The sequence below is a fragment of the Streptomyces sp. NPDC037401 genome (assembly GCF_055602345.1).
In genome coordinates, this window is the sequence record NZ_JBVJWO010000017.1 from 82,027 (window position 1) to 105,076 (window position 23,050).

The 23,050-nt window shown below is 73.8% G+C and carries 23 protein-coding genes; 11 read left to right on the plus strand and 12 right to left on the minus strand.

Annotated features, from left to right (window positions below; all coding sequences use genetic code 11):
• The first annotated feature begins 59 nt into the window (after nt 1-59).
• A complete protein-coding gene (locus ACZ7H1_RS20085) occupies nt 60-1,007 on the plus strand; it encodes a GNAT family N-acetyltransferase (protein WP_470788324.1) in 948 nt (315 codons plus the stop codon).
• A gap of 95 nt (nt 1,008-1,102) precedes the next feature.
• Here the strand turns inward: ACZ7H1_RS20085 and ACZ7H1_RS20090 are convergent, their stop codons facing one another.
• Complete coding sequence (locus ACZ7H1_RS20090; protein WP_470788325.1) at nt 1,103-1,393, minus strand: YkvA family protein; 291 nt, start codon at nt 1,391-1,393, stop codon at nt 1,103-1,105.
• A 563-nt stretch (nt 1,394-1,956) separates the two neighbouring features.
• Here ACZ7H1_RS20090 and ACZ7H1_RS20095 point away from each other — a divergent pair.
• The 5 genes from ACZ7H1_RS20095 to ACZ7H1_RS20115 all read left to right on the plus strand — a co-directional run bounded on the left by ACZ7H1_RS20095 (nt 1,957) and on the right by ACZ7H1_RS20115 (nt 5,736).
• Nucleotides 1,957-2,484, plus strand: a complete 528-nt coding sequence (locus ACZ7H1_RS20095; protein WP_470788327.1) for a toxin-antitoxin system, toxin component — start codon at nt 1,957-1,959, stop codon at nt 2,482-2,484.
• Between the two features lie 2 nt (nt 2,485-2,486).
• Nucleotides 2,487-3,716, plus strand: a complete 1,230-nt coding sequence (locus ACZ7H1_RS20100; RefSeq protein ID WP_470788328.1) for a DUF6545 domain-containing protein — start codon at nt 2,487-2,489, stop codon at nt 3,714-3,716.
• A gap of 618 nt (nt 3,717-4,334) precedes the next feature.
• Complete coding sequence (locus ACZ7H1_RS20105) at nt 4,335-4,826, plus strand: hypothetical protein (RefSeq protein ID WP_470788329.1); 492 nt, start codon at nt 4,335-4,337, stop codon at nt 4,824-4,826.
• Nucleotides 4,823-5,143, plus strand: a complete 321-nt coding sequence (locus ACZ7H1_RS20110; protein WP_470788331.1) for a transcriptional regulator — start codon at nt 4,823-4,825, stop codon at nt 5,141-5,143. Before ACZ7H1_RS20105 ends, ACZ7H1_RS20110 begins: the two co-directional genes overlap by 4 nt.
• 107 nt (nt 5,144-5,250) lie before the next feature.
• On the plus strand, nt 5,251-5,736 hold the full coding sequence (locus tag ACZ7H1_RS20115) for a hypothetical protein (protein ID WP_470788332.1): 486 nt from the start codon (nt 5,251-5,253) through the stop codon (nt 5,734-5,736).
• 8 nt (nt 5,737-5,744) lie between these two features.
• On the opposite strand, the gene ACZ7H1_RS20120 is transcribed toward ACZ7H1_RS20115, so the two are convergent.
• The 3 genes from ACZ7H1_RS20120 to ACZ7H1_RS20130 all read right to left on the minus strand — a co-directional run bounded on the left by ACZ7H1_RS20120 (nt 5,745) and on the right by ACZ7H1_RS20130 (nt 9,537).
• A complete protein-coding gene (locus tag ACZ7H1_RS20120) occupies nt 5,745-7,235 on the minus strand; it encodes a hypothetical protein (RefSeq protein WP_470788333.1) in 1,491 nt (496 codons plus the stop codon).
• Nucleotides 7,232-8,179 carry a hypothetical protein gene (locus ACZ7H1_RS20125; protein ID WP_470788334.1) on the minus strand — a complete coding sequence of 316 codons (948 nt, stop codon included), beginning with the start codon at nt 8,177-8,179 and terminating at the stop codon, nt 7,232-7,234. Before ACZ7H1_RS20125 ends, ACZ7H1_RS20120 begins: the two co-directional genes overlap by 4 nt.
• Before the next feature lie 152 nt (nt 8,180-8,331).
• Nucleotides 8,332-9,537, minus strand: coding sequence for an NAD(P)/FAD-dependent oxidoreductase (locus ACZ7H1_RS20130; protein WP_470788335.1), 1,206 nt, complete (start codon nt 9,535-9,537; stop codon nt 8,332-8,334).
• A gap of 132 nt (nt 9,538-9,669) precedes the next feature.
• Here ACZ7H1_RS20130 and ACZ7H1_RS20135 point away from each other — a divergent pair, with 132 nt between their 5' ends.
• Together ACZ7H1_RS20135 and ACZ7H1_RS20140 are read left to right on the plus strand one after the other, a co-directional pair.
• Nucleotides 9,670-9,936: a DUF6225 family protein gene (locus tag ACZ7H1_RS20135; RefSeq protein WP_470788337.1), complete on the plus strand. Its 267-nt coding sequence runs from the start codon at nt 9,670-9,672 to the stop codon at nt 9,934-9,936.
• Between the two features lie 34 nt (nt 9,937-9,970).
• Nucleotides 9,971-10,804 carry a hypothetical protein gene (locus ACZ7H1_RS20140; protein ID WP_470788338.1) on the plus strand — a complete coding sequence of 278 codons (834 nt, stop codon included), beginning with the start codon at nt 9,971-9,973 and terminating at the stop codon, nt 10,802-10,804.
• 112 nt (nt 10,805-10,916) lie between these two features.
• Here the strand turns inward: ACZ7H1_RS20140 and ACZ7H1_RS20145 are convergent, their stop codons facing one another.
• From ACZ7H1_RS20145 to ACZ7H1_RS20170, 6 genes are all read right to left on the minus strand, one after another.
• Nucleotides 10,917-11,051, minus strand: a complete 135-nt coding sequence (locus ACZ7H1_RS20145) for a hypothetical protein (RefSeq protein WP_470788339.1) — start codon at nt 11,049-11,051, stop codon at nt 10,917-10,919.
• Between the two features lie 82 nt (nt 11,052-11,133).
• Nucleotides 11,134-12,276 (minus strand): substrate-binding domain-containing protein, encoded by a 1,143-nt coding sequence (locus ACZ7H1_RS20150; RefSeq protein ID WP_470788341.1) that lies wholly within the window; start codon nt 12,274-12,276, stop codon nt 11,134-11,136.
• A 64-nt stretch (nt 12,277-12,340) separates the two neighbouring features.
• Nucleotides 12,341-13,372 (minus strand): ABC transporter permease, encoded by a 1,032-nt coding sequence (locus tag ACZ7H1_RS20155; protein ID WP_470788342.1) that lies wholly within the window; start codon nt 13,370-13,372, stop codon nt 12,341-12,343.
• Nucleotides 13,369-14,862, minus strand: a complete 1,494-nt coding sequence (locus ACZ7H1_RS20160) for a sugar ABC transporter ATP-binding protein (protein WP_470788343.1) — start codon at nt 14,860-14,862, stop codon at nt 13,369-13,371. Before ACZ7H1_RS20160 ends, ACZ7H1_RS20155 begins: the two co-directional genes overlap by 4 nt.
• 196 nt (nt 14,863-15,058) lie before the next feature.
• Nucleotides 15,059-17,890: a SpoIIE family protein phosphatase gene (locus ACZ7H1_RS20165; protein WP_470788462.1), complete on the minus strand. Its 2,832-nt coding sequence runs from the start codon at nt 17,888-17,890 to the stop codon at nt 15,059-15,061.
• A gap of 115 nt (nt 17,891-18,005) precedes the next feature.
• Nucleotides 18,006-18,941 (minus strand): cyclase family protein, encoded by a 936-nt coding sequence (locus tag ACZ7H1_RS20170; protein ID WP_470788345.1) that lies wholly within the window; start codon nt 18,939-18,941, stop codon nt 18,006-18,008.
• Between the two features lie 174 nt (nt 18,942-19,115).
• On the opposite strand from ACZ7H1_RS20170, the gene ACZ7H1_RS20175 reads away from it, so the two are divergent.
• Together ACZ7H1_RS20175 and ACZ7H1_RS20180 are read left to right on the plus strand one after the other, a co-directional pair.
• Complete coding sequence (locus ACZ7H1_RS20175) at nt 19,116-20,273, plus strand: PP2C family protein-serine/threonine phosphatase (protein WP_470788346.1); 1,158 nt, start codon at nt 19,116-19,118, stop codon at nt 20,271-20,273.
• A gap of 54 nt (nt 20,274-20,327) precedes the next feature.
• A complete protein-coding gene (locus ACZ7H1_RS20180) occupies nt 20,328-21,728 on the plus strand; it encodes a hypothetical protein (RefSeq protein WP_470788347.1) in 1,401 nt (466 codons plus the stop codon).
• 18 nt (nt 21,729-21,746) lie between these two features.
• Here the strand turns inward: ACZ7H1_RS20180 and ACZ7H1_RS20185 are convergent, their stop codons facing one another.
• Both ACZ7H1_RS20185 and ACZ7H1_RS20190 read right to left on the minus strand, forming a co-directional pair.
• On the minus strand, nt 21,747-22,244 hold the full coding sequence (locus ACZ7H1_RS20185) for a VOC family protein (protein ID WP_470788348.1): 498 nt from the start codon (nt 22,242-22,244) through the stop codon (nt 21,747-21,749).
• Nucleotides 22,245-22,394: 150 nt separating this feature from the next.
• Nucleotides 22,395-22,583 (minus strand): amidohydrolase family protein, encoded by a 189-nt coding sequence (locus ACZ7H1_RS20190; protein WP_470788349.1) that lies wholly within the window; start codon nt 22,581-22,583, stop codon nt 22,395-22,397.
• Here ACZ7H1_RS20190 and ACZ7H1_RS20195 point away from each other — a divergent pair.
• A complete protein-coding gene (locus ACZ7H1_RS20195) occupies nt 22,582-23,004 on the plus strand; it encodes a hypothetical protein (RefSeq protein ID WP_470788351.1) in 423 nt (140 codons plus the stop codon). The genes ACZ7H1_RS20190 and ACZ7H1_RS20195 overlap by 2 nt on opposite strands.
• Nucleotides 23,005-23,050: the final 46 nt, after the last annotated feature.

Genomic DNA, 23,050 nt, shown 5'->3' on the forward strand with positions numbered 1-23,050 from the left:
TCCCAGGGGTTAGGTTCGCGGGGCGATACCGACAACTCCCCGGACTGACAAGGCCCTCAGTGACATTCGTTCGTACTGCCCGCCCTGATGAACTCCCCGCCCTCGTCGAGCACCCCGGCGACGCCGAACGCAACGCCGCGACCCGCGCGTACCTCGCCCAGCTCCTCGAGAACACCTGCACCCGGCCCGAGTGGTGCCTGATCGCAGAGGGCAGCGACGGACAGCCCGTCGGCAGCGTGGTGCTGTGGACGATTCCGGGGCACGACGTCCCGCTCGCCATGGTGCTGTTCGAGGCTCCCGAGGACTCGCCCGAGACCGCGGCCGCCCTGCTCGACGCAGCCGCGGCGAAGGCCCGGGAACTGGGCGCGACCGAGCTGGAGCACGTCGTCGACTCTCCCGCCCAGGCCCCGCAGTTCCAGCGGGACCCGGAGCGCCGCGGCGAGCTGCTGCGGCACGCCGGCTTCAGTCCGGTCCGCGACGGACGCCGCTTCAGCCTCGAGCTCGCCGGGGAGGCCCTCGCCACCCTGCCCGCCGACGACCCCCGGCTCACCTTCCGTACGCTCGCCGACCTCGGCCCCGAACCGTTCGTCGCCCTGCTGACGGAGCTCCTGGCGGACACGGCGGACGCCCGGCTCGCAGCCGACGTACGCGAGCACGGCCCCCGGCGCGCCGCCGAGTTGCTCTTCGAGGAGACGGCCGAGCTGAAGCACGAGCCCGAGTGGTGGGAGATCGGCTACGACGCCGACGGCACCGCGGCCGTGATCAGCCTCCCCGCGGAGAACCCGAGCGTGCCCGTGATCGGCTTCGTCGGTGTCGCGCCCGCCCACCGCGGCAAGGGGTACGCCACCTCGGTCGTCGTGCGCGGCACCCGCGTCCTGACCGGGAACGGCGCCACCGAGATCCGCGGGGACTGCGACGCGGCCAACGCGGCGATGGCGAAGGCCTTCACACGGGCCGGGTACCGGAACTTCGCCAACCGGCTGGAGTTCAGCCGCCGACTGGTCTGAGCGTCCCGCGCGCCCTCCGGCGACGCCGTCGAAGTCCGCCCGGCGGACCCGCCGTCGGCGCCGGATTCGTTGCCGGAGCGAGAGGGCGGGGCCGCTCATGCAGCATGGTCGCGGATGCCCTCACCCGCCTTCCGGGCGGCTGCGTGCAGGGAACGGAGGGCGAGCAGCAGGACGCCGATGTCGTCGAGGTACACGGGATCCGGAAGCAGGTCGACCGGCCACAGCGTGTACGCGACGGCGGCCCAGAACAGCGCCTTGTCCCGGAACGGCACCCCCGCGTCCAGCAGCAGCCGCCGGGCCCGGACCACGCGGACCAGGAGCACGGCCGCGCCGGCCGCAGTGGCGACGGCGAGAGCCCCGAGGACCCACCAGACGAGGTTGTCCATACCGGTACTCCTACCCGCCCCCTACGCTCCGTAACGGCTGCGCCCCTGCCGCCCCCCGTACAGCCGGACCCCGGGGCGGTTCCGGTTGCTTCGGGTGGGTGGAGTGGTTAGTGTCTCGCTCGCAGGAGCGTTCGAAATGGCTCAGTCCGGCGGGGGTATGCGTGGGTGAGGATCTCGCCCGGGGCCCGGCCGGAACGGCCACTCGTGCTGTTGAGATTCCGAGTCGGCCCGGCCTTCGGCGTTCCGGGAACACCGGCCCCGCCGCCGGGCCCGGCTCCGAACCCGTGGTCGCCGCGCTCTCCTTATGCTCGCCTGCCGCCGTGCCCGACGCCGTCGCCCATCCCGCCACCTGCTCCCTGACCGGCCCCGCCGTCAGGCGGTTTCAGGACGGACGAGCGCCGGAGGCCGGGTCTGCTCCGGACGGTTCGGCGGGAATGGATTGACAGAGGCCGCTGCTCAAGGTGCTGTGGCCCAGGGGTGGTTGGTGCTGGGAACGATGCATCCGGGGGGACCGGTGCGTCCGGTCTGAGGGATGGGTGGACACGGTGGGCATCTCCCGCGAAATGAAGCGTCACCGTGACGAGCTGTTCGCGGGCGTGGGGGAGCCGGTTCCGGAGGAACCGCTCGAAGTGTTCCGGGCGATCTGCGCCCATCTGACCAGGACCGGCGGGCGCGAGGTGCGTCTGATGCTGGAGCCGTTCCCCACCGACACGGTCAGCGGGCTCTGGATCGATCTCGGTGATCACGAAGTGATCGTCGTGGAGGCGAACACCTCGCCGCTCCACCAGATCGTGATCATGGGACACGAGCTGTGGCACCGCAAGGAGGGCAGCTGCGGCCACCACGGCGCCACGGCCGGCGCCCCCGCCGCAACCGCAGCCGCAGCTCGTATGCTGGGCGACCGGTGGAGCCTGGACGACGCGGTCGCCTACGTAGCTGCGCGAGCCGACGTCGACGTGGACGAGGAGCGGCGCGCGGAGCAGTTCGGCCGCCTGCTGGCGGCCAAGTTCCGTCCGTTCCTGGAAGGCACCTCCAGGGGAGGGCCCGCCGACGGTGTGGCCGGCCGTATCTGGGCATCCCTGGAAGGCTGACCGTGCAAGGCGTCAACTACTACATCCCTGCCGCCGGGCTGGCCGTCGCCCTGCTGGCGAAGCTGCCGGCCCTGGTCAGGGGGCGGCGTATCCCGATGGTCCGCACAGCGAACGCCCTGCTCCTCCTGCCCTGCGTCGGCTTCGTCTTCTCCGCCCCGCCCACCATCACCCTCGTCAACCGGATCACCGGCGTCAGCAATCTCTCCGCCCTCCTCGTCCAGTGCATCCTCTGCGCGTACGCGTGCGCCAGCCTGGTGCTGCTGGAGCACTGGCGGGGCGATCCGAGGTCCCAGGCCCGGACCCGGCGCCGCGTGCGCGCCTGGATCCTGACCTGCTGTCTGCTGGTCGTGTCCGCCGTCGGCCTCTTCGCCCTGGGGGACGCGCCGGTCGAGCGGCCGCGGGACTTCGACACCTACTACGCCACCACCCCGTACATCCGCGAGATGCTCGTCCTCTACCTGCTCGCCTTCGTCCTGGCTGCCGTGGCCATGGCGGTGATGTGCTGGAACTGGACCCTCGAACTCGGCAGGAGCGGGGGGCGTACGGGCAGGACCCCGGTCGACGCCTCGCTGCGGCTCGGCCTGCTCGTGCTGGTCGTCGCGTCCCTCGTCAACATCGTCTTCGGCGTGTTCAAGCTCACCGCCATCGTCGCCCGCTGCACCGGCCGTGACTGGGACGTCCTCAACGAAATGGTCGCGCCGTTCATGTCGGCCAGCGGCTTGATGATCGGTGTGGGGTTCCTCGTGCCCGTCTTCGGGCCCAGGGTGGTCGAGCGCGTCTGGCGCCCGTGCCTGACCGTCATCGCGCTGAGGCCCCTGTGGCACGTGGTCCGCGACCCGGCGACTTCCGCCCGCAACAGGATGTACCTCCCCACGCCCTGGTACTCCGGTCCGGAACAGGCGCTGATGTACCGCCTGACCCACATCCACGACTGGAAGCTGGAACTGCGGGCGTACTGCAACGACGACGTGCGCGAGCAGGCCTACCGCCAGGCCAAGGCCCGAGGGGACCGCGAACGCGACGCGGTGGCCATCGGCTTCGCCGCCATGTTCAAGGCCGCAGCCGCCGCCCGCCTGCGCAACGCACCCGCCGGCGAGGACCGGAGCACGAGGGCGGTCACGGCACTCCGGGAGGCCGAGACGGAGTACCGGGACCTGATGGTCCGCGTCTCCCGAGCCCTGCCCCTCGCACCCGATCCGGCATTCCCGGAACCCACGCGCGCCTGCGTGTGAGCCGGCACCCCCCATCGGGACGAGGCGGGCCCGGGAAGGGGCGCCATCCGCGGGACGGCTCGCCGATCCGCTCGGACGCGCGGTTCCGGCGTACCGAGACGACGATGGCGGCCACGACGCAGCACGGGCCGGTCGGCGTCCAGAGCACCGCCAGGCTCACCAGGACGGGGTTCATGTCGTTCGCGCGGTCTCCTTGACGCGATCAACGCCGCCGTCGAAGCGTCCGGCCTCGACCAGGACGTCAGGGAAGCCGTACGGCGCAGCTCCGACCGGGTCGAAACCGAGCTGTAAGCGATCCTCACCGCCGACCGCCACACCGGCGAGATCCGCTCCACCGGTGACCTCCGCACCCTCGCGCGCCGGATCCAGAGCACGTACTGCGGACTGCGCGTGCTCGGCAGGGTCCAGCGGGACAGGCGGGCCCTGCTGGACACCGTGGACCGCACCCTCGCCGACCTGTGACTCGGGCGGCCGGGGCCGACCGCCGCGCCGCGCTGCTGAACTCGCCCGTCGCGCAGCAGCGCTGAACCGCCGCCAATGAGAGGCGCGAGCAGAGTAGTTGCCGATCCGGAAACATGTCTCTTTCCGGATCGGAAAGTGACTGTTACTCTTTCCGGCATGGAAACTCACGCGGTATCGCTGACCCCCGAGCAGGCCCGTTCCGCCCTGGCCGACACCGAGCACGTACGGGCCTCTGCCGCAGCGCTGTCGGCCACCCCGTGGCCGAACTGGTTCTTCGTCACGCTCACGCTCTACATCGCCGCGCTCCCCCTCGTCTACGGAGGCGTCACGGCCGACTCGGACTGGCTGCTGCCCCGCGCCGCCTGGCTGGGGATCATGCTGGCGCTCACCGCGGTGTACGGGGCGCTCTTCGCCGTCGCCGCCAAGTCCTGGCGCAACAAGACGGGCGTGGCCCTGCGGTTCGACGTGCTGCCGAAGCGGGCCAGCGTGCCGCTCGCGGTCGGTCTGCCCGCGCTGGTGGCCGGAGCGGGCTTCGCGTTCCGCGTCACGGGACGGCCGGTATGGCTGATCGCGGCTTCGCTGATCGGTGCCGCCGTGTCCGTCGGCTTCCACCTCGCCTTCGTCCGCCTGCACCGGAAGACCGCGTGAGCGCCGATCCCCACGACCCGCTGGCGGGCTTCGACACCACCATCCACGCCCCGAACCGGCTGCGCATCTGCGCCCTGCTGGACACCGCGGGCGAGGCGGAGTTCGCCCTGGTCCAGAAGCAACTGGACGTCTCCGCCTCGGTGCTGAGCAAGCACGTCACCATGCTGATGGACGCCGGATACGTCGAGCAGCGCAAGGCCGTCCGCGAGACCCGGCAGCGCGTGTGGCTCCGCCTGACCCGGCGGGGCCGGGAGGCGTACCACGGGCACCTCGCGGCGCTGCGGGCGATCGTCGGGCCGTCGGATCAGACCCTCTGACCGCGACCGGAGCGCGGTCCGACACGCCGAAGCACTCGAAGAGACGACGGTGGATCGTTTCCGCCCGTGGTATCCGTGTGAACCTGCGGATGGATCGGCACCGAGCGGTGATAAAGCCCCCCGACGCATCGGTCGTACGGGAGGTCATCGTGAAGCACATCCGCGCCACAGCCCTGGTGACGGCAGCAGCCCTCGCCGCCGGGGCCGGAATCGCCTACGCACAGCAGGGCGGGTCCGTCCGGGCCGCAGCCGACCCGATCGAGATCCACTTCTCGGGCAACTTCATCACCCTGCAGCCGGGCCAGTCGGGCACGGTCAGGAGCCGTCCGTGTCCGCCCGGCGAGCTGGCCGTCAGCGGCGGTGGCCACCTCGCCTACCTCACCCCCGGCGAGTTCACCATGACCGCCAGCACCATGTGGTGGGACAACGGCCCCAAGGGGTGGCTCATCAGCGGGCGCAACAACAGCTCCGAGCCGCGTGACCTGTACGTCACGGCGGTCTGCACCGCGGCCGCCTCGCCGCTCCTCTCCGCCGCGCACGCGCACGCGCCCGTCCCCGGGATCCCCGGCCCGGGCGCCCCGGCGTCCCGGTAGCGGGCGGCCTACCAGTTGGGGTCGAGCGTCAGGGGAACGTCGTCGTCCAGGGTCATCCAGCTGTCGAACTCTTCGGGTGTGAGGTGCAGCGGGATGCCGGCGTGGGTGGCGGTCAGGGTGGTGAGGCCGTCGAGTGCGCGGCCGGGCCGGGCAAGGGCGAGGTGCTCGCGGATGGTCGTGAAGGCGGGCAGTACGGTGCCGGCGGTGTAGGTGCCGGGGCCGAGCGCGGTGGTGGCGCCGGCCAGGAGCCCGGTGGTGAGGGAGGCGGTGAGGAGTTCACGTTCGAGGAGCCGGGACCCGGGGGTGCGCGTGCCGCGCGTCCAGACCAGGGCCGTCTGCAGGCCCTGGACGATGAGCGTGCCGACGGCCTGTGCGACGAGGCCGCCGACGAGAGCGCCGACGACGGGGACGGGGACGACGGTCTGCGCGACGGCGCCGCACGCCCAGGTCAGGCTCGCCCGGAGGGCGGCCTGCGCGCTGAGGGAGGCGAACTCGGCCGCGTCGATGCGGCCTTGGGCGAGGTCGATGCCGGCTTCGGTGACGGCAAGGGCCGCGGTGGCCGTGGCGAAGGCCAGTTCCCCGCCGCCGAACGCGGCGGGCAGCCGGCCCGCCCGCCCGGCGGACCGCACCAACGACGCGAGACCCGCGAGCGACCTGGACCGGGCGGCGCCCTGCGCCGCGGCCGCCGCCGCGGTGAGCGCCGCCGCGGCGGGGGAGGTCTCCTTCGCCCGCACCCGGCCGAGCTGACCGGCGGCCGTGACGGCGGCCGTGACGACGGCGCCGACAGCGGCGCCGGTTCCGGCTGCGACGGCCGCCTCCCGGCCCGCGGCCTTGAGTACGTGGTCGCGCATCCACTTCTCGGGGGCGAGCGCGGCGCGGTGGGCGTCGGCGAGATCCACGGGCCGCGAGGTGACGTCCCCGTGGCGGATCCGGTCGGACAGGTGGGCGCGGGCGTCGGCGTAGTCGGCGAACCTCACGCCGTCGGGTGACATCGCAAGGCGCCGCCCGATCAGGCCGTCCACCGCGTCCACCTTGTCCGCGGCCACCAGACGGGTCATGCCCTCGTAGTGGCCGCGGGCGACCTGGTGGGCGGTGCCGGGCACCGACGCCATCAGCTTGGCCTGCACCTCGCCCACGGCACGGCCGCCGTCGACGAGCAGCACGTCGGCGGCAGCGGTGTGCGATCCGCCCGGAGCCCATTCCGAGACCACCGCACGCACGGGCGATCCGGCCCGCGCCGCGGCCTGGTTGAAGGACAGCGCGTGCTGCACCTCGAACAGGTGCCCCGCTCGCTGGGGATTGCCGAGAGCGGCGTAGCGGCGCGCCAGCCGCTCCACGGTGTCCCGTGTGCTCAGGGTCTCCAGCGTCGCGGCCGCGAAGCGACGGGTCGCGGCGTCGGCGGCCGCCCACGCCGCGACCCCCGCCGTCTCCGCCCCGGCCGCATCGGCCGCATCGGCCCGTGCCCCGTCGGGCGTGGCCGCCGCCGTGTCCGCGCTCACGCCGCGGCCGCCAGCGCCGCCAGCCGTGCCCGCGCGTCGGCGACCGCCCGGCCCGACACCTCGTTGATCCGCCCGTCCTCCCCGGCCGGCGGCGCGCCCATCACCGCCACGGCTGCCACGGCAAGGTCGAACATGTCCTTCACCACGGCCCGCGGTCCGGGTCCGTAGGCCGCGTAGTCGTCACACTGCTCCACCAGCTCGCCGAACAACCCCTGCCGGGCCTCCATGGCATCGCCCAGCTCCTTGAGCACCAGGCGGATGTCGCGGCTGCGTTGGAACACCTGCGACAGCTCCAGCCGTGCCTGTTTCAGCTCGCGCCCCGCCACCGCCAGCTGCCGGGCGACCTTCTTCTGCCCGTCCCTGGCCGAACGGCCGCGCCACTCCAGCAAGACGCCGGCGGCCAGCAGCGCCGGTCCGGCGACCAGAGCGGTCATCACCAGCGTGCCCGCCGCGACGCCCCCGCCCCCGGCCGCCAGCGACCCCCCGCCCAGCCAGGCCAGAGTGGCGCTGGTCGCCGCCGCGCCCGACAGCCCCGAGATCGCAGCACCCGTCGACGCGGTCGCGAAGGCGCCCACCGCCGCATAGGCCGCAGCACCCACCCCCACGCCCGCGACCGCGCCACCGGCCACCGACGCCACTGCCTCGGCCGCCACGAGCCGCAGTTCTCGCAGTTCCACGTCCTCGACCGCATGACCCGCCGGATCCACGGGCGTCAACTCCGCGAGGTCCACCCGCTTCAGTCGCGAGAACACCTCGCCGAACGGCACCAGGGCTCCCTCGTACACGGCCCGGCGCTGCTCCTCCTGGGCCTGGCCCTCCTGCCGGATGTGCCGCTCGAGCTTCTTGCGCCTGCGCTGCAGATCCTCGAACCGCTGCTCGTTCCTGCGGGCGAGGAGTACGGCCTCGACCATCGCCACCGGCACCTCGTGAACCCCCTTGTGCACCGACCACCGCCCCCGCGGCAGCCCGAGGACGCTACCCCGGCCGTCCACCCGAAAACAGCCCCGTCTCACAGTACGCACACGAGCCGGTACGTCGTGACGCCGTGAGCGGCGAAGCCGTCCGGACGGGGTCCCGGAACGGCGAACTGCCCGCCTCAGGCCGCCGGTCGAGCGGTGGCCTGAGCTTTGCCGCGCTCGGCCTGCAGCAGTTCCCGGCGCTTCGCACCCCCGGAGACGCGGTGCAAGCCGTACGAACCGGGCTTGCCCGCCTCGTCGGCCAGGTGCTTGGCGGTGCCCTTGCACACGAGCTCCTTGAGCTTCGCGCCCGTGCGGCCGCCGATGTGGAACCACAGGGCGACGTCGTTCCTGTGGGCGAACTGGAAGATGCCGGCGCGTCGGCCCAGGCTGATGCACTGGCCGGCGAACACCTGGTTGAGGGCAGCGGGCTGCTCGCCCGCGATCCGGGCCAGCACCGTGTCGGCGGCCCGCGCGCCCAGGGGCATCGCCGCCTGGCAGCTCATCCGCAGCGGCAGGTCCGACGGCGCCGCCGAGTCCCCGGCCGCGACGATGCGTACGTCGTCCACGCTCGTCAGGGTCTCGTCCGTGAGCAGCCGGCCCAGGGCGTCGGTGCTCAGCCCGCTGCGCGCGGCCAGGTCCGGTACGCCGAAGCCTGCGGTCCAGATGGTCACCCGGCTCGGCAGCTCGCGACCGCCGCCGAGCTGCACGGCGTCGCGGGTCACGGCCGTCACCTTCGTGCCGGGGCCTTCGAGCACGGTCACACCGAGCGCGGCCAGCCGCTCGGCAACCGAGCGCCGGCCGCGGGCGTGCAGGTACGGGCCCAGCACCCCGCCGCAGACCAGGGTCACGGCGCGGCCCTGTTCCGCCAGCTCGGCGGCGGTCTCGATGCCGGTCGGACCCGCTCCGACCACCGTCACAGCGGCCGTCGCGGGCGCGGCGTCCAGAACCGGCCGCAGTCGCTCCGCCTCCTCGAAGGTGGCGATCGGGTACGCGAACTCGGCTGCTCCGGGCACGCCCGGGTCGGCGCTGCCGCTGCCCACCGCGTAGACCAGGTAGTCGTAGCCGACCGTGCCGCCCGAGGCCAACGTCACGCGGCGCCCGGCCGCGTCGATCCCGGTCACGGTGTCGACCACCAGCCCGACGCCCTCGCGCAGGACGTCCCCGTACGCGACGACCGCGTCGTCGGACCCGCCCACCAGCTGGTGCAGGCGGATCCGCTCGACGAAGGTCCGGCGCGGGTTGATCAGGGTCACCGTCACGTCGGCGCGCTGCATCAGGCGGTTGGCCGCCATGACGCCGGCGTATCCGCCGCCGATCACGACCACGTCGGTGTTCTCGTTCATGGCATCTCCTTCGGTTCGAGGGTTCGACTTCAAGACACCGCGCGGCCGGCGGCTGTGACGACATGTGAGGCAGGTCACTCGCGTGCGGCGCGGCGCGGCGGTGAGGGCGGTCTGCGGGCCTAGGCTCGGTCCATGGCCGATGTGTTTGAGCATGCTCCGCAGGTGTGGACCGCGGGCAGGCTGCGTGAGGTACTGGCAGGGCTGCCGGACGAGACGCCGATCCACGTGGGCGTCGCCGACGGCCCGGGTGATTTCGAAGGCTTCGGGGAGTACGTCCTCGTGGACGCCGAGCCGGTCGAGATGGACATCGACGGTGAGGAACCCGGCGACGCACCCCGGGTCCAGTTCACGCTCTTCGCCGATGCCAAGGCGGGCGTGTACTACCTCGACATGGACTGAAACCCTCGCGTGTGCCGTGAGGGGGTGAGTGCGGGTGGCGGTGGACGTAGACGCGGTGGTCTCGGAGCTGTACGGGCTGCGGCCTGCCGAGTTCACCGCGGCCCGGGACGCGCGGGCGGCACGGGCCAGGAGCGAGGGCGATGCGGCGGGAGCCCGGGCCATCGCGGGCCTGAGGAAGCCGACGCTCGCCGCCTGGTGCGCAAACCTCCTCGTACGTGAGCAGCCGGAGGAGACGGAACGGCTGCTGGAGCTCGGTGCGGCACTCCGGCAGGCGCACCGGAGCCTGGAGGGCGAACAGCTGCGGGAGTTGTCACGGCAGCGGCACCAGGTGATCGCGGCTCTTGCCCGGGACGCGCGCCGGCTGGCCGGGGAGGCGGGACAGGCGGTGTCGGACGGCGTCCGGCAGGAGGTCGAGGAGATCCTGCACGCGGTGCTGGCCGACCCCGATGCCGCTGAGCAGTGGCGGGCGGGGCGTCTGGTGAAGGCACCGCCGTCCGCTGCCGGGTTCACCGGTCTCGAGCCTGCCCCCGACGCCCCGAAGCCGGATCACCGCCCGGGTGCCCCTGCGGCCGCACGCCCGGCTCGGCAGCGCGGGCACGAGGCGAAGGCCCGGACCGCGCGGGTGGAGCGGGCCCGGGCTGCGGTCGAGGAAGCGCGGGTCGAGGCTGCGGCCCGGGACGGGGAACTGGCCGCCGCGGCCTCGGCGCTGGACCGGGCGCGTGAGGCACGGCAGCAGGCTGCGGCCGAGGAAAAGGAGGCGGCCGCGCGGCACAAGGACGCAGCCGCGGCCGCGAAGAAGGCACACCGGGCGGCCGATGCCGCCACGCGGGCACGGGAGCGCCTCACCGCCGCCGAACCGGACAACTGACCGGCATCCGAGCCGGCCCCCGTGATCGTGCAGGCCGTGGCCCGCATCGAGACGCCCCCGACCCGCGTTACCGTGGGGCGGACCGCCGGGTTGGCGGCGGCCCTTCGTGCCGTCAGCTCAGGGCGATCTCGTCCACCGGGACCGCGTAGCGCTTCAGCCAGGCCCACTGGTCCGGCGCGGGCGCGGCCAACAGGCGCAGGGCTTCCACCAGCTGTCGGCGCAGACCGGCCCAGTTCGGTTCGTTCATGACCTGATCATGCCAGTCGACCAGGGGGCCGATCATCCAGCGGGAGGGCCTGGGGCAGCTGCCGGAGCGGGCCGGAGCCGTGTCACTCGCCGCGCCAGATCTTCTCGTACGCCTCCCGGTAGCCCCGCGGGTTCCAGGACGTGGCGCCGCCGCTGTTCTCGGCCGTCACCACGTGCACGGGTGCGACGTAGCCGCTGGCGGGACGGCCGGCGAAGGCGCGGTTGAACTCGTCGACGATCTGCCAGCCCTGCTGGGCCAGCGGCTCGGGAACGGTGGCGGCCTGGTACCGCCGGCCGTTGATGCGCTGGAACGCGGACGGATCGCCGTCGCCCGCGCCGATGTTGAAGGGCGGCCCCTCGCCGGGGCGCCCGGCGGCGCGCAGCGCCGGTGCGGCGTCGGCGAAATACAGGTCGTTGATCGCGATGGAGTACGTCCACCGGTCCCCGAAGCGCGACACCAGCGAGGAGACCTGCTGGGGGGTGCGCTGGCTCGCGTCCGGGATGGGGATGTTCTCCGTCGCCAGCAGCCTCACCCCAGGGCAGGCGGCCAGCCGCTGTTTGATCAGCTGGGACTTGTTGCGGGCGAACGGAATGGAGTCGTCGGTGAAGACGACGACCCCGGCGCCGCCGTCGGAGCGGGCGATGACCCAGTCCGCGCTGATCGCCGCCACCTCCTCCACCTTCGTGGTGATGTTGGTGAAGAGCCGCGGATTCGTGCTCGGCCCGGGGGAGCTGACCGCGTGCCAGCCGATCAGCGGAATGCCCGCCGCCTGGGCCCGCGCCATCTGCTGGGCCGTGAGCAGCGGATCGAAGCCGCCGATGACGATGCCCGAGGGCTTGAGGGTGACCGCCTGGCTGAAAGCGGCCTGGATGCCCGCAGGGGTCCCGTCGCCGTCGATCACCCTGACCTGCCAGCCGATGGCCGCCGCGGCTTGCCGGACGCCCTTGGCGACCCCGGCGACACCGGGGTTGGTCATGGTCTGGGCGACGTAGACGATGGTCTTGTCCGGGACGGCCTCGGGTCCGGTCGTGGGGCCGTTCCAGGCGGCGTCATTACGCTCGGCATGCCCGACGGCCGCCTTCGCCTGCGCGAGCACGGCGGGACAGCGGGCGGCCGACACGGGGGCCGAAGGCTCCGACGGGCCGCCTGCGCAGCCCGCTGCGAGGGCGGAGGCGGCCGCCCACAGGGCCGCGGCCGCGAGGACGCCGTTGCGGTTCGGGTACACGGTGCTCCTGACTCGTGGTGCGCTGTGGGTCTTCCGTAAATCCCGCCGTGGGGCCCGCTGCGGGCTAGGGGCCGTCCGCCGGTGCGGGCGGATGGCGGGGCGGGTGCGCGTCCGCCGTGGCGCGCGCACGGAGCCGCCGCCGCGCCGCGTATCCGGCCAGGCCGACCGCCAGCAGCAGCGTGCCGCCGTTGAACAGCGGGGTGGCCCAGAACTGGGCGCCGAGCTGGCCGATTCCGGCGAGCCCGACGGCCAGAACGCTGACGGCCACGAGCGTTCCTACGGCGTTGGCGCGGCCAGGCTTGACAGTGGTGGAGCCGAGCAGCGCGCCGACGAAGGCGGGCAGCAGGTAGTCCAGGCCGACGCTCGGGTTGCCGATCTGCTGCTGTGCGGCGAGCAGGACCCCGGCGATGCCCACGAACAGGCCCGATCCGGCGAAGGCGTAGACGGAGTACCTGCGGGTGGGGATGCCGATGATGCCGGCGGCGCGGGGGTTGGAGCCGACGACGTACAGGTACCGGCCGAACGGCAGCCGTTCCAGCACCGTCCACAGGACGACGACGGCCGCCAGGACGTAGAAGGCGGGCACCGGCAGGCCGAGGAACCGGGCGTCGTACAGGTTGGTGAACGCGGGCGGCAGGCCGTCCGGGCCGGGCACGATCCGGCTGCCGTCCGTGAGCCATCCGGTGAGGGCGTACATGATGCTGCCGGTGCCGAGCGTGGCGATGAGGGAGTCGATCCGGGCGAACTCGACGACGATGCCGTTCAGGGCGCCGACCAGCGCTCCGCCGGTGACGACGGCGAGGCAGGCGAGCGGCCAGGGCGTGCCCTCCTCGACGATGAGGTGCATCACCAGGACGTGCGCCAGGCCCAGCCCGTAGCCGAGGGACAGGTCGAACTTGCCGGTGGCGATGGGGATCGTCGCGCCGAGGGCGAGGAGGGCGGGGATCGACTGGTTGGAGAGGATCGAGGAGACGTTGTCGTGGGTGGGGAAGGTGTCCGGCAGGGCGATGGAGAAGACCAGGAAGAGCAGGGCGGTCAGGGCCAGCAGGCCGTAGCTGCCGATGAGGTGGTGTCCGCGCGGGGACCAGCGGGTCACGGCGTCGTGGTGCTTCCGGTGATCGCGGGCATGGCCGACGCGGCGCGGGTGAGTTCGGCAGGCGTCAGCCCGGCGCCCGCGAGCTCGGCCGCCACCGATCCCCGTACGAAGACCAGCGCGCGGTGGCAGAGGTCCGCGACCTCCTCGAAGTCGGTGGACACCAGCAGGACGGCCGTGCCCGCGGCGGCCGCGTCGTCGAGCAGCCGGTGGATCGCCGCCTTGGCGCCGACGTCCACGCTCGCGGTCGGCTCCTCGAGGATCAGCAGCCGCATGCGCCCGCGGAGCCACCGGCCGAGGACCACCTTCTGCTGGTTGCCGCCGGACAGCGTGGCGATGGGCACTTCGCTGTCGCGGGGGCGTACGGAGAACCGCTCGATCAGGGCGGCGGCCTCGCGCCGCTCGCGCCGGGGCCCGAGCCGGCGCCACGCCGGCACCCCGGCCGCCCGGGGGTTGGCGAGGAAGTTCTCCCGGACCGTCAGATCGGGGGCGCAGCCCTCCTCCTGGCGGTTGGCGGCCACGAAGCCGACGCCCCGGCCGACGGCGGCGGCCACGGTGCGCGGATGGTACGGCCGTCCGTCGAGCAGCGCCCGCCCGCCGCGCAGCGGCAGTGCTCCGGCGAGGGCGCGGCCCAGGTGCATGTGGCCGGCGCCGGTCAGCCCGACCATGCCGAGGATCTCGCCGGGGGCCAGTTGCAGGCTGACGGGCCCGGTGCGCTGGGTCGTCACGGCGTCGAGGCCCAGTACGGGTCGACGGCCGGCGGGCACGGCGGCGGCGGGGCCGCGCCCGGCCGGTACGCCGCCCGCGATGTCGCGGACCAGCCGGGCGGGACCGTACCCGGCGAGCGGCCCCTGGCTGACCAGGCGGCCGTCGCGCAGGACGGCGAACGTGTCCGCGACCCGGTAGACCTCGTCGAGCCGGTGGCTGACGTAGAGGATGCCGTGGCCCCGGTCGCGCAGGTGGTGCAGGACGTCGAAGAGCCGGGCGCAGTCCGCGGCGGGGAGGGTGGCGGTCGGCTCGTCGAGGACGAAGAGCTCCGCGCGCCTTGCGAGGGCCCGGGCGATGGCCACCAGGGAGCGCTCGGCCGGTGCGAGGTCGGCGATCCGGGCGTCGGGGTCCAGGTGTCCGGCGACGATCCGGAGGGCCTCGGCGCACTGCTCCCGCGTCTGCCGCCAGGAGATCAGGCCGCCCCGGCGCGGGTAGCCCGTTCCCAGGGCGATGTTCTCGGCGACCGTCATCCACTCCACCAGGCCGAGGTCCTGGTGGATGAAGGACATCTTCGCGGAGGCGGCGTCGGACCCGAGCGGGTGCCCGGCGACCGTCACCTCGCCCGCGTCGGCCCGGTGGACGCCGGCGAGCACCTTGATGAGGGTGGATTTCCCGGCGCCGTTGGGCCCGAGGAGGGCGAGCACGCTGCCGCCGTGGAGGTCGAGGCTGACCGAATCCAGCGCGACGGTGCCGCCGAAGCGCTTGCCGAGGCCGTGTATCCGCACGAGCGGTTCCCTGCCCGGGGGCGGGGGCGGGGGCGGGGGCGGGGGCGGGGGCGGGGGCCGGCGGTTCGCCGAGGTGTCGGACGTGTCATGGGCGTCGGGCACGGACGTCTCCGGGGACCTCGGATCTCCCTCACGAGAGGGTGGGACAGGGAGGATGCTACTGAGCGTCAAGGGGCATTTCCGTGTGTGGCGGACATTACGCCGCGTCGAGGGCGCATTCGGCCCAGATGACCTTGCCCTGGGGGGTGTAGCGGGCGCCCCACGCCTGGGCCAGCTGCGCGACCAGGAACAGGCCGCGACCGCCCTCGTCCGTGCTGGCCGCCCGCCGCAGGTGCGGGGCGGTGCTGCTGCCGTCGGACACCTCGCAGATCAGCGTGCGGTCGTGGATCAGCCGCACCTGGATCGGCTCGGTGCCGTAGCGGACGGCGTTGGTGACCAGCTCGCTCAGCATCAGCTCGGCGGCGAAGGAGAGTTCGTCCAGCCCCCACTGGGCCAGCCGGCGCGTGGCGGCGGCGCGGACGTCGGAGACCCGCGCGGGATCGGCCGGCAGGTCCCATACGGCGATCCGGTCGGCGGGCAGGGTGTGGGTCCGGGCGACGAGCAGGGCGATGTCGTCGGACGGGTGCTCGGGTGCCATGGCCTCCATGACCGCCTGACAGGTGTCCTCGGGGTTCCGGTCCGGGCGGGCCAGGGTGCGCTGCAGCCGGTCGAGGGCGACGTCGATGTCGCTGTCGCGGTGGCGGTCCTCGACCAGGCCGTCGGTGTAGAGGATCAGGGTGCTGCCCTCGGGAAGTTCGATCTCGGCGGTTTCGAACGGCAGGCCGCCGAGGCCCAGCGGGGGCCCGGCGGGCACGTCGGGAAAGGTCACGGTGCCGTCAGGACCGACCAGGGCCGGCGGGACGTGGCCGGCCCGGGCCATGGTGCACTGTCGCGAGGTGGGGTCGTAGATGGCGTAGAGGCAGGTGGCGCCGACGATGCCGATGCTGCCCGTGGCTTCGTCGGCACCCTCCTCCCGGTCCAGGCGCACCAGCAGGTTGTCGAGGTGGGTGAGGAGCTCGTCGGGGGCGAGTTCCAGTTCGGCGAAGTTGCGCGCGGCGGTCCGCAGGCGCCCCATGGTGGCGGCGGCGTGCAACCCGTGGCCGACGACGTCGCCGACGAGCAGGGCGACGCGGGTGCCGGACAGCGGGATGACGTCGAACCAGTCGCCGCCCACCCCCGATTCGGCGGGCAGGTAGCGGTGGGCGACCTCGACGGCGCCCTGCTCGGGCAGGCCGCGCGGGAGCAGGCTGCGCTGCAGGGCCAGGGCCAGGGTGTGCTCGTGGGTGTAGCGCCGGGCGTTGTCGATGCACAGGGCTGCGCGGGCGGCGAGTTCCTGGGCCAGCCGCCGGTCGTCGTCCCCGAAGGGGGCGGGGTCCTGCGCGCGGTAGAAGCTCGCGATGCCCAGCAGGACGCCGCGGGCGAGCAGGGGGACGACGATCAGGGAGTGGACGCCGTGCGCGAGGATCCGCCGGGCGCGGTCGGGGCTCTGGGCGATCCAGCCGGCCGCGGACTTCAGCTCGGGCTCCAGAACGGGTTGTCCGTCGGTCAGGCAGTGCATGTGGGGTGTCCCGGGGCGGAGCTCCACGTGCTGTCCGGCCGGGTAGAAGGGGCAGTCGTCGCGGATGCCGTGGACCACGGTACGGCGCAGTTCGGCCGAGGGCTCGGCGGACTCGTCGCCGCGCAGCACGGCCTCGGGCAGGTCGACGGTGACGTAGTCGGCCAGGGTCGGGACCGCCATCTCGGCGAGTTCCCCGGCGGTGCGCGCCACGTCCAGGGTGGTGCCGATACGGGTGCTGGCCTCGGTCAGCAGCTCCAGGCGGCGGCGTGCCTCGACGGCGTACTTCCCGACCTCCGGCTCGCCGACCAGAACCAGCCCGCGGACCGTGCCGGGGCGGGCGTCGGCGGCCCCGGGGCGGGCGCCGGTCGTACCGGGGTCTGCCGCACCGGGGTCTGAGGTACCGGCCTCTGACGTACCCGGGCGGGGCCGGCCGGTGCCGGGGAGCGGTCCGGCGGGCGGCGGTCCGGCGCGGGGCGCGGCGGCGAGGCGGTGGACCGGCAGCGTGCCGCTGCTGACCACGGCCTCGACGACCATGCCCTCCACCCCGGAGCCGCTCCTGACCGGACGGCTCAGCAAGGTGGCCTCCCGCCCGTGTGGGAGGGTCACGTCCACGGCGGCCCGCCGGGACGAGGCGATGAGCTCGGTCGCCTTCTCCTTGAGGATCGTCTGCTCGTGCGCGTCCAGCTCGAAGTCGAGCAGCTCGGCCAGTCCGCCCGCAGCGGTCGGCCCGACGTGGCGCCCGTCCCCGGCCGCCCCGCCCGTCCGCGCGCGCATCTCGGCATCGAGGTACGTCCGCAGCAGCCGCCGCTCGCGCGCCGAGCTCTGCTCCATCAGCCGCCGCTCGATCCTCTCGGCGGCCTGCCGGACCAGGACGACCAGGGCCTCGCGCTCGTACTCGTACGGGTACCCGAAGCACAGCACGCCTTCGATGCGCCCGCTGAGCTGGTCGCGGATGGGGACGGCGCAGCAGGCGTTGCGCTGGGAGCGCTCGGCGAAGTGCTCGGCGCCGAAGACCTGGATCAGGCCCCGCTCGGCCAGCGCGAGGCCGATGCCGTTGGTCCCGGCGAAGCGCTCGGCGAAGACGAAGCCGGGCACGCTCTGGATGGGGGGCAGGCTCCGGGCCAGGGAGGGCTCGCCGAAACGGCGTTGCAGCACCGTGCCGTTCGCGTCGGCGACCGAGATGTTCATCAGGCTGCCGGCGAACCGGGTCTGCAGCTGGTCGAGCACGGGTCCGGCCGCACGCACGAGCCGGCTGTCCGGATCGAAGTCGTCCCGGTAGGGCAGTTCCGTCTGGTCCGGGGACAGTCCCAGCAGGCGGCAGCGCAGCCAGGAGTTCAGGATCGGACTCCGCACCCCGGTCTCGACCGACTCGCCCACCATGAATCGCTCACGGGAGCGTGCGGGGCCGATCTCGTCTCCCGTGACCCCCATCTGCATCACTTCCCCTTGCCGGTGCGCCCCTGGCCGTATCGGGATGATCGCTCTGGTCTCCGTGCCGTGAAGTTGAATCAATGCGTTTTGAGTATATTCCTGGCAACTTGCCCCTTCACATGACGGCGACCGGATTGACCGGCGATCCCGTCCCGCCCGGGACGTCGAGGGGTGCCACGACGATCATGAACTCGTAGCGTCCCGCTGCGGCGCACGCGGCGGACAGTGCCTCCAGGTCCAGGTTGTCGAGCAGGGGCACCCCCATGGCCGCGACGGCGAGGGCGTGGACGGGGGAGTGGAGGCCCTCGACCGGGGAGGGGCGTACGTCGCTGTCCCCGTCCGCGCCCAGCAGGCTGATCGCCCGCTCGGCCAGCAGCGGTACGGCGTCCACGTGGAAGCCCGCGCTCGCCGCGCCGACGTCCCACGGGCCCAGCGCGCGGCGGCGCCGGAACCGGCCGGAGCGCAGCAGCACCGCGCACCCGTCGTCGATCCCGACGCCGAGCGCCCGCTCGGCGTCGGCGACGTCGCGGGCGCGGACCGCCCGGCCCGGCTCCAGCCAGTCGGTACCGAGGACGGCGGGCAGGTCGAGGAGCACGCCCTTGGTGACGAGCGGGCCGAGCGCCGTCACCGAGCCGAAGCGCGCGCCGCCCGCCCCGATGACCTCGCGCGCCGGGTGGCCCTCGTAGAGCCGGCCCCGGTAGGCGACGTGCGACAGCGCGTCGAGGTGGGTGACGCCCTTGCCGTGGTAGTCGACGCCGAGGAAGTCCTTGTGGGTGGCCGGTTCCGGCGGCTCGACATCGCCGAGATCGGACATGTAGTGCAGGGCGGGTCGTGTGTTGTCGGGGCCGGGGCGGGTGTTCCAGGGCAACCCCAGCGGCACCGTCGTACCGTCCCGGACCAGGGCGGCGGCCCGGCGCACGTGGTCCGGCGTGACCCGGTTCCAGGCCCCCCGGTCGGCCGGGTCCCAGCGGCCCCACGTACGGACCGCGGCGAAGAGCGCGTCGAATTCCTGCCGGGACACCCGGGGAACTTCCGCGGGATCGGTGCTCATGGGTACGCGGCGCTCCAGACTCCTCGGGGGCGGCGGCCTGGGAGGCGCGCCGTTTCCGTATCCCTACCCGGTCCTGGCGGCAGCCGGACCGGGCAGGAGGGCCGTGACCCCGACGGGTGGCGCGTGGCGGGCGGCGGGTGGCGGCCGTGCGTCCGGGCGAGGCAGGCTGTAGTCATGAGAGCGCCCGTGCGCTCGCCCCCGGGACCGGGAGCCAGCGGCCACCACCAGGTCCTCTTCACCTTTGCGGAGTGCGTGCCGTTCGCGCTCGCCCTGCTGGTGCTCCTCATCGAGCTCACGCCCGCGCACATCGTGTACACCGGCCCGCTGCTGGTGGCGACACCCGCTCTGGCCGCGGTCACGATGGGCCCCAAGGGCACGCTTGCGGCGGCAGGGGTGGCCGTCGCCGTCAGCGTGACCACCGCCACCCACAACCAGGCCTGGGGCGGCCAGCAGGTCTACACGAACCTCGTCGCCCTGTTCCTGGTGTCGGTCGCGAGCTTCATCACGAGCCGCGCCGTGCGCACCCGCCGGGAGAACGAGCTCAACCAGATCCGCCGGATCGCCGTGGCCGCCCAGGAGGTCCTGCTGCGGCCCGTGCCGACCCGGCTGGGCCCCGTGCGGGCGGCCAGCATGTACCTGGCGGCCGAGACGGGCGCGCAGATCGGCGGCGATCTGTACGACGCGGTCCAGACCCGGTACGGGGTCCGGATGATCGTCGGGGACGTCCGGGGCAAGGGACTGCCGGCCGTACGGGCCGCCGCGGTCGTGCTGGGCGCGTTCCGGGAGTCGGTGCACTACGAGGAAGACCTGGTGGAGGTCATCAACCACTGCGGAGCGGCCCTGCGGCGGGACACCGCCGTCGCGGGCGCGGGCACGACCGGCGGCGACGACGCCTACCGGGAGGAGGCCTTCGTGACCGCGGTCGTGGCCCAGATCCCGGACGGCCACGACGTACAAGTGATCAACCGGGGCCATCCGCCGCCGCTCCTGCTGCACGACGGAGAAGTACGCACCCTGATGCCCACCGCCCCGCTGCCGCCGCTCGGTCTCGAGGAGTTCATCAGCGGCCCGCACGGGCGGACGGACAGCTTTCCGTTCGTACCGGGGGACCGGCTGCTGCTGCACACCGACGGCGTCATCGAGGCCCGCGACGGCGACAGCACCTTCTTCGACCTGCCCGAGGCCATGGAGACGATGCGCGACCACAGCCGCAAGGCCTTCCTGGAGGACCTGCGCGGGGCACTGATCCGCCACACGCAGGGCCGTCTGGCGGACGACGTGGCGGTCATCCTCGCCGACCGGCTCGAAGACGAGGCCCCTCCCCGGATCTGAGGCCGGCCGGCGTTGTCGGTGGCGTTGTCGGCGGGACCGTTTAGCCTGCGTCACATGATCGAGGGGGAATTCGCCGTACCGTCGTCGGGTGCGCTCGCCGACGAGGTCGCGGCCGTGCTGGCCGACCGCCGCGACCCCGGCGTGGGGGCGTACGAACGCGTGCTGAACGCCGTGGTGAGCCACAGCTACCGGGACCGCGAGGCACTGACCGCCGCGTTGCGGGCCGTCCCGCGGGCGTTCGTCGTCCAGCCGCACCATCAGGTGCGCCGGGTCGCCGGGATCGTCGGCGCCGCTGTGGGCCCGGTACGGGCCGAGGCGCACGGGGAGAGCCCCGGCGCGGGTTGGCTGGAGCTGTGCCAGCACGTGGCGTTGGACTACGTCGCGGGAGACCGCATCGCCGAACTGGGCGCGCGGCTGCGGGCCGGTGACGCCGTTCCGTTCCTGTTGTCCGTGCCGAGCAGGCCGACCGGGGCGGTGGAGCCGCACGATCTCGTCGCGCGCCTCGCCGAGTACGGCCGGCTGGGCGTCCGGCCCGGCCCGGCGGACCTGGGACAGGCGCTGCTGCGCTGCGGGGGCGGCCCGGTCGACGCCGACGTGGTGCGCGCCGCGGAGAAGCTGGAGCTGGAGGAGGGGCCGCGGGTGGCCGCCTGGCTGCGGCAGGGCGGTCTGCCCCGGCCGGGGTGGTGGCGGGAGCGCGAGGCCGGCGAGCCCGAACGGCCCAGCAGGCGGCGGGGCGCCCGGATCGGCCGCCGGATCCTCGTGGGGCACGAGGCGATGGAGGGCCGCGGTGAGTTCCCGCGGCGTTTCTGGTCGCTGTTCCGTACGTTCGAGCCGCGCATCGGCTGCCCGCACGCGTCCCTGCCCGACGACAGGGACGCGCACACGGTCGCGACCCTGCCCTGGCACCCGGAGATCGCCGCGGCCCGGCTGATGACGGGTGTCGCCTCGGCGGCCGACCAGGACGGCCGCGGGGCACCCGCCTTCCTGGAGGCGCTGGCCGCGGCCGAGGGCCCGGCCGGACCCGCGGTGCACCTGGCCGTCGCGTACGGGCTCGCATCCGTCCCGGAGGGGGACCGGGAGGCTGCCGTACGGGCGCTGGTGCTGCTGGCCGCGCGGGGCAGGCTGGAACTGGAGCTGCTGGGCCGGGAGCTGACCGAACTCGTAGGGCTGGGCACGCTGAAGGTGCCCCTGCTGACCGAGTCGCTCCGAGCGGCGGCCGCCCTGCCGCAGGGGGCCGCGGCGGTCTGGCCGGTCCTGGCCGCAGCGCTGCCGGGCCTCCTGGCGTGCACGCGTCCGCAGGTGCAGGGCGCGCTGCTGGCCGTCGCGGCGGACTCCGCGCGGCTGTCGGGTGCGTACGGCGAGTTGCCCGGGGTGACCGCCCTCGCGGAGCGGCCGGGTTCGTCCCAGCTCCTCAAACAGGCCCGCCGGTTGCGCGAGACGCTGGCCGGTCGCTGAAGCCCTGGTGCGGCGCGGTCACGCCTCCTCGCCGGCCCGCCCGGGGAAGAAGTCGGCGTTCTGGACGTACTCCATGGCCCTGGTGAACCGGGGGTCGCTCAGGCGGGCTTCCATCTCCTGCGGGGTGAGGTCCTCCACCCGGGTCTGGATCCAGTACAGGTTGCCCAGCGGGTCGCGCACGCGGCCGACCCGGTCGCCGAAGAACAGGTGGGTGACCTCGGTGACCGAGGTGCCGCCGGCGGCGACGGCCCGGCGGTGTACGGCATCGGCGTCCTCGACGTACAGGCGGAGGAAGCCGGGCGTCGGCGGCCACCCGGGCCGCGCGTCGAACATCATCACGACCGAGTCGCCGATCCGCACCTCCGCATGCGCCACCGCGCCGTCCTCACCGACCAGGCACGCGAGCTCCTCGGCGCCGAAGGCCCGCTTCAGGTAGTCGATGAGCTGCAGTGTGTTGCGGGAGATGAGCCAGGGCGTCACGGTGTGATAGCCCTCGGGCACCGGCTCGACCGACATGGGACCGCCTCCTGGGAGAGTTCGTGGTGCGGTGAGTTCCGGTCGGGACCGGGTGGTTCCTCGCCGTGGTGGTCACGCTAGTCCCCGTGTAGGACGGATCCTGGCCTACACGGGGGCGGCGGGCCCCCGTGCCCCGGGAAGGCCGGCCGGTCACAGGCGCGGGTCGCGGTGGGTCGGGGTGCCGTCGACCACCGTGAGCAGCACGGGCAGCTCCGGCAGGTCGGTGGCCGCCGTGGTGAGCGGGTTCTCGGCGAGGACCGTCAGGTCGGCCCGGTGGCCGCCGGCGATCCGGCCGGCGACGTTCTCCTCGCCCACGGCGCGGGCCGCGTTCACGGTCATGCCCTGGAGGGCCCGCAGCGCGGCAGGCGGCGTCCTCCAGGAGGAGGCCGGTGGGGCGGCCGCCGGCGTCGCAGACCACCTCGGCACTGGCCTGGCCCAAGGTCCGCGGCCCGTCCATACCGGCGAGTTCGAGGCCGCGGCGGCCGGCGAGCATGGAGTGGGCGTCGAAGAGCAGCAGGAGGGCGGGCACGCCGTCGAGTACGGAGTCGAAGGGGGCGATTTCGACGGGACGGTCCCCGAAGACGTTCGGGACCAGGCCCCAGCCGGCCAGCCAGTCGTCGGGCGCGAGGCCCCGCACCCCGGCGGCGCGAGGCCCCGCACCCCGGCGGCCAGTGCGCTGCGTATGGCTGTCTCTACGGCCCTGTACGCGGCCTCGATGCGCAGGAATCCCACGGTGCCCGCCGCCCGCTCCGGAGCCTGAGCGCACGGCGGCCCGGAGCCCGAGTGGACGACCGCCGTCGCCGGGT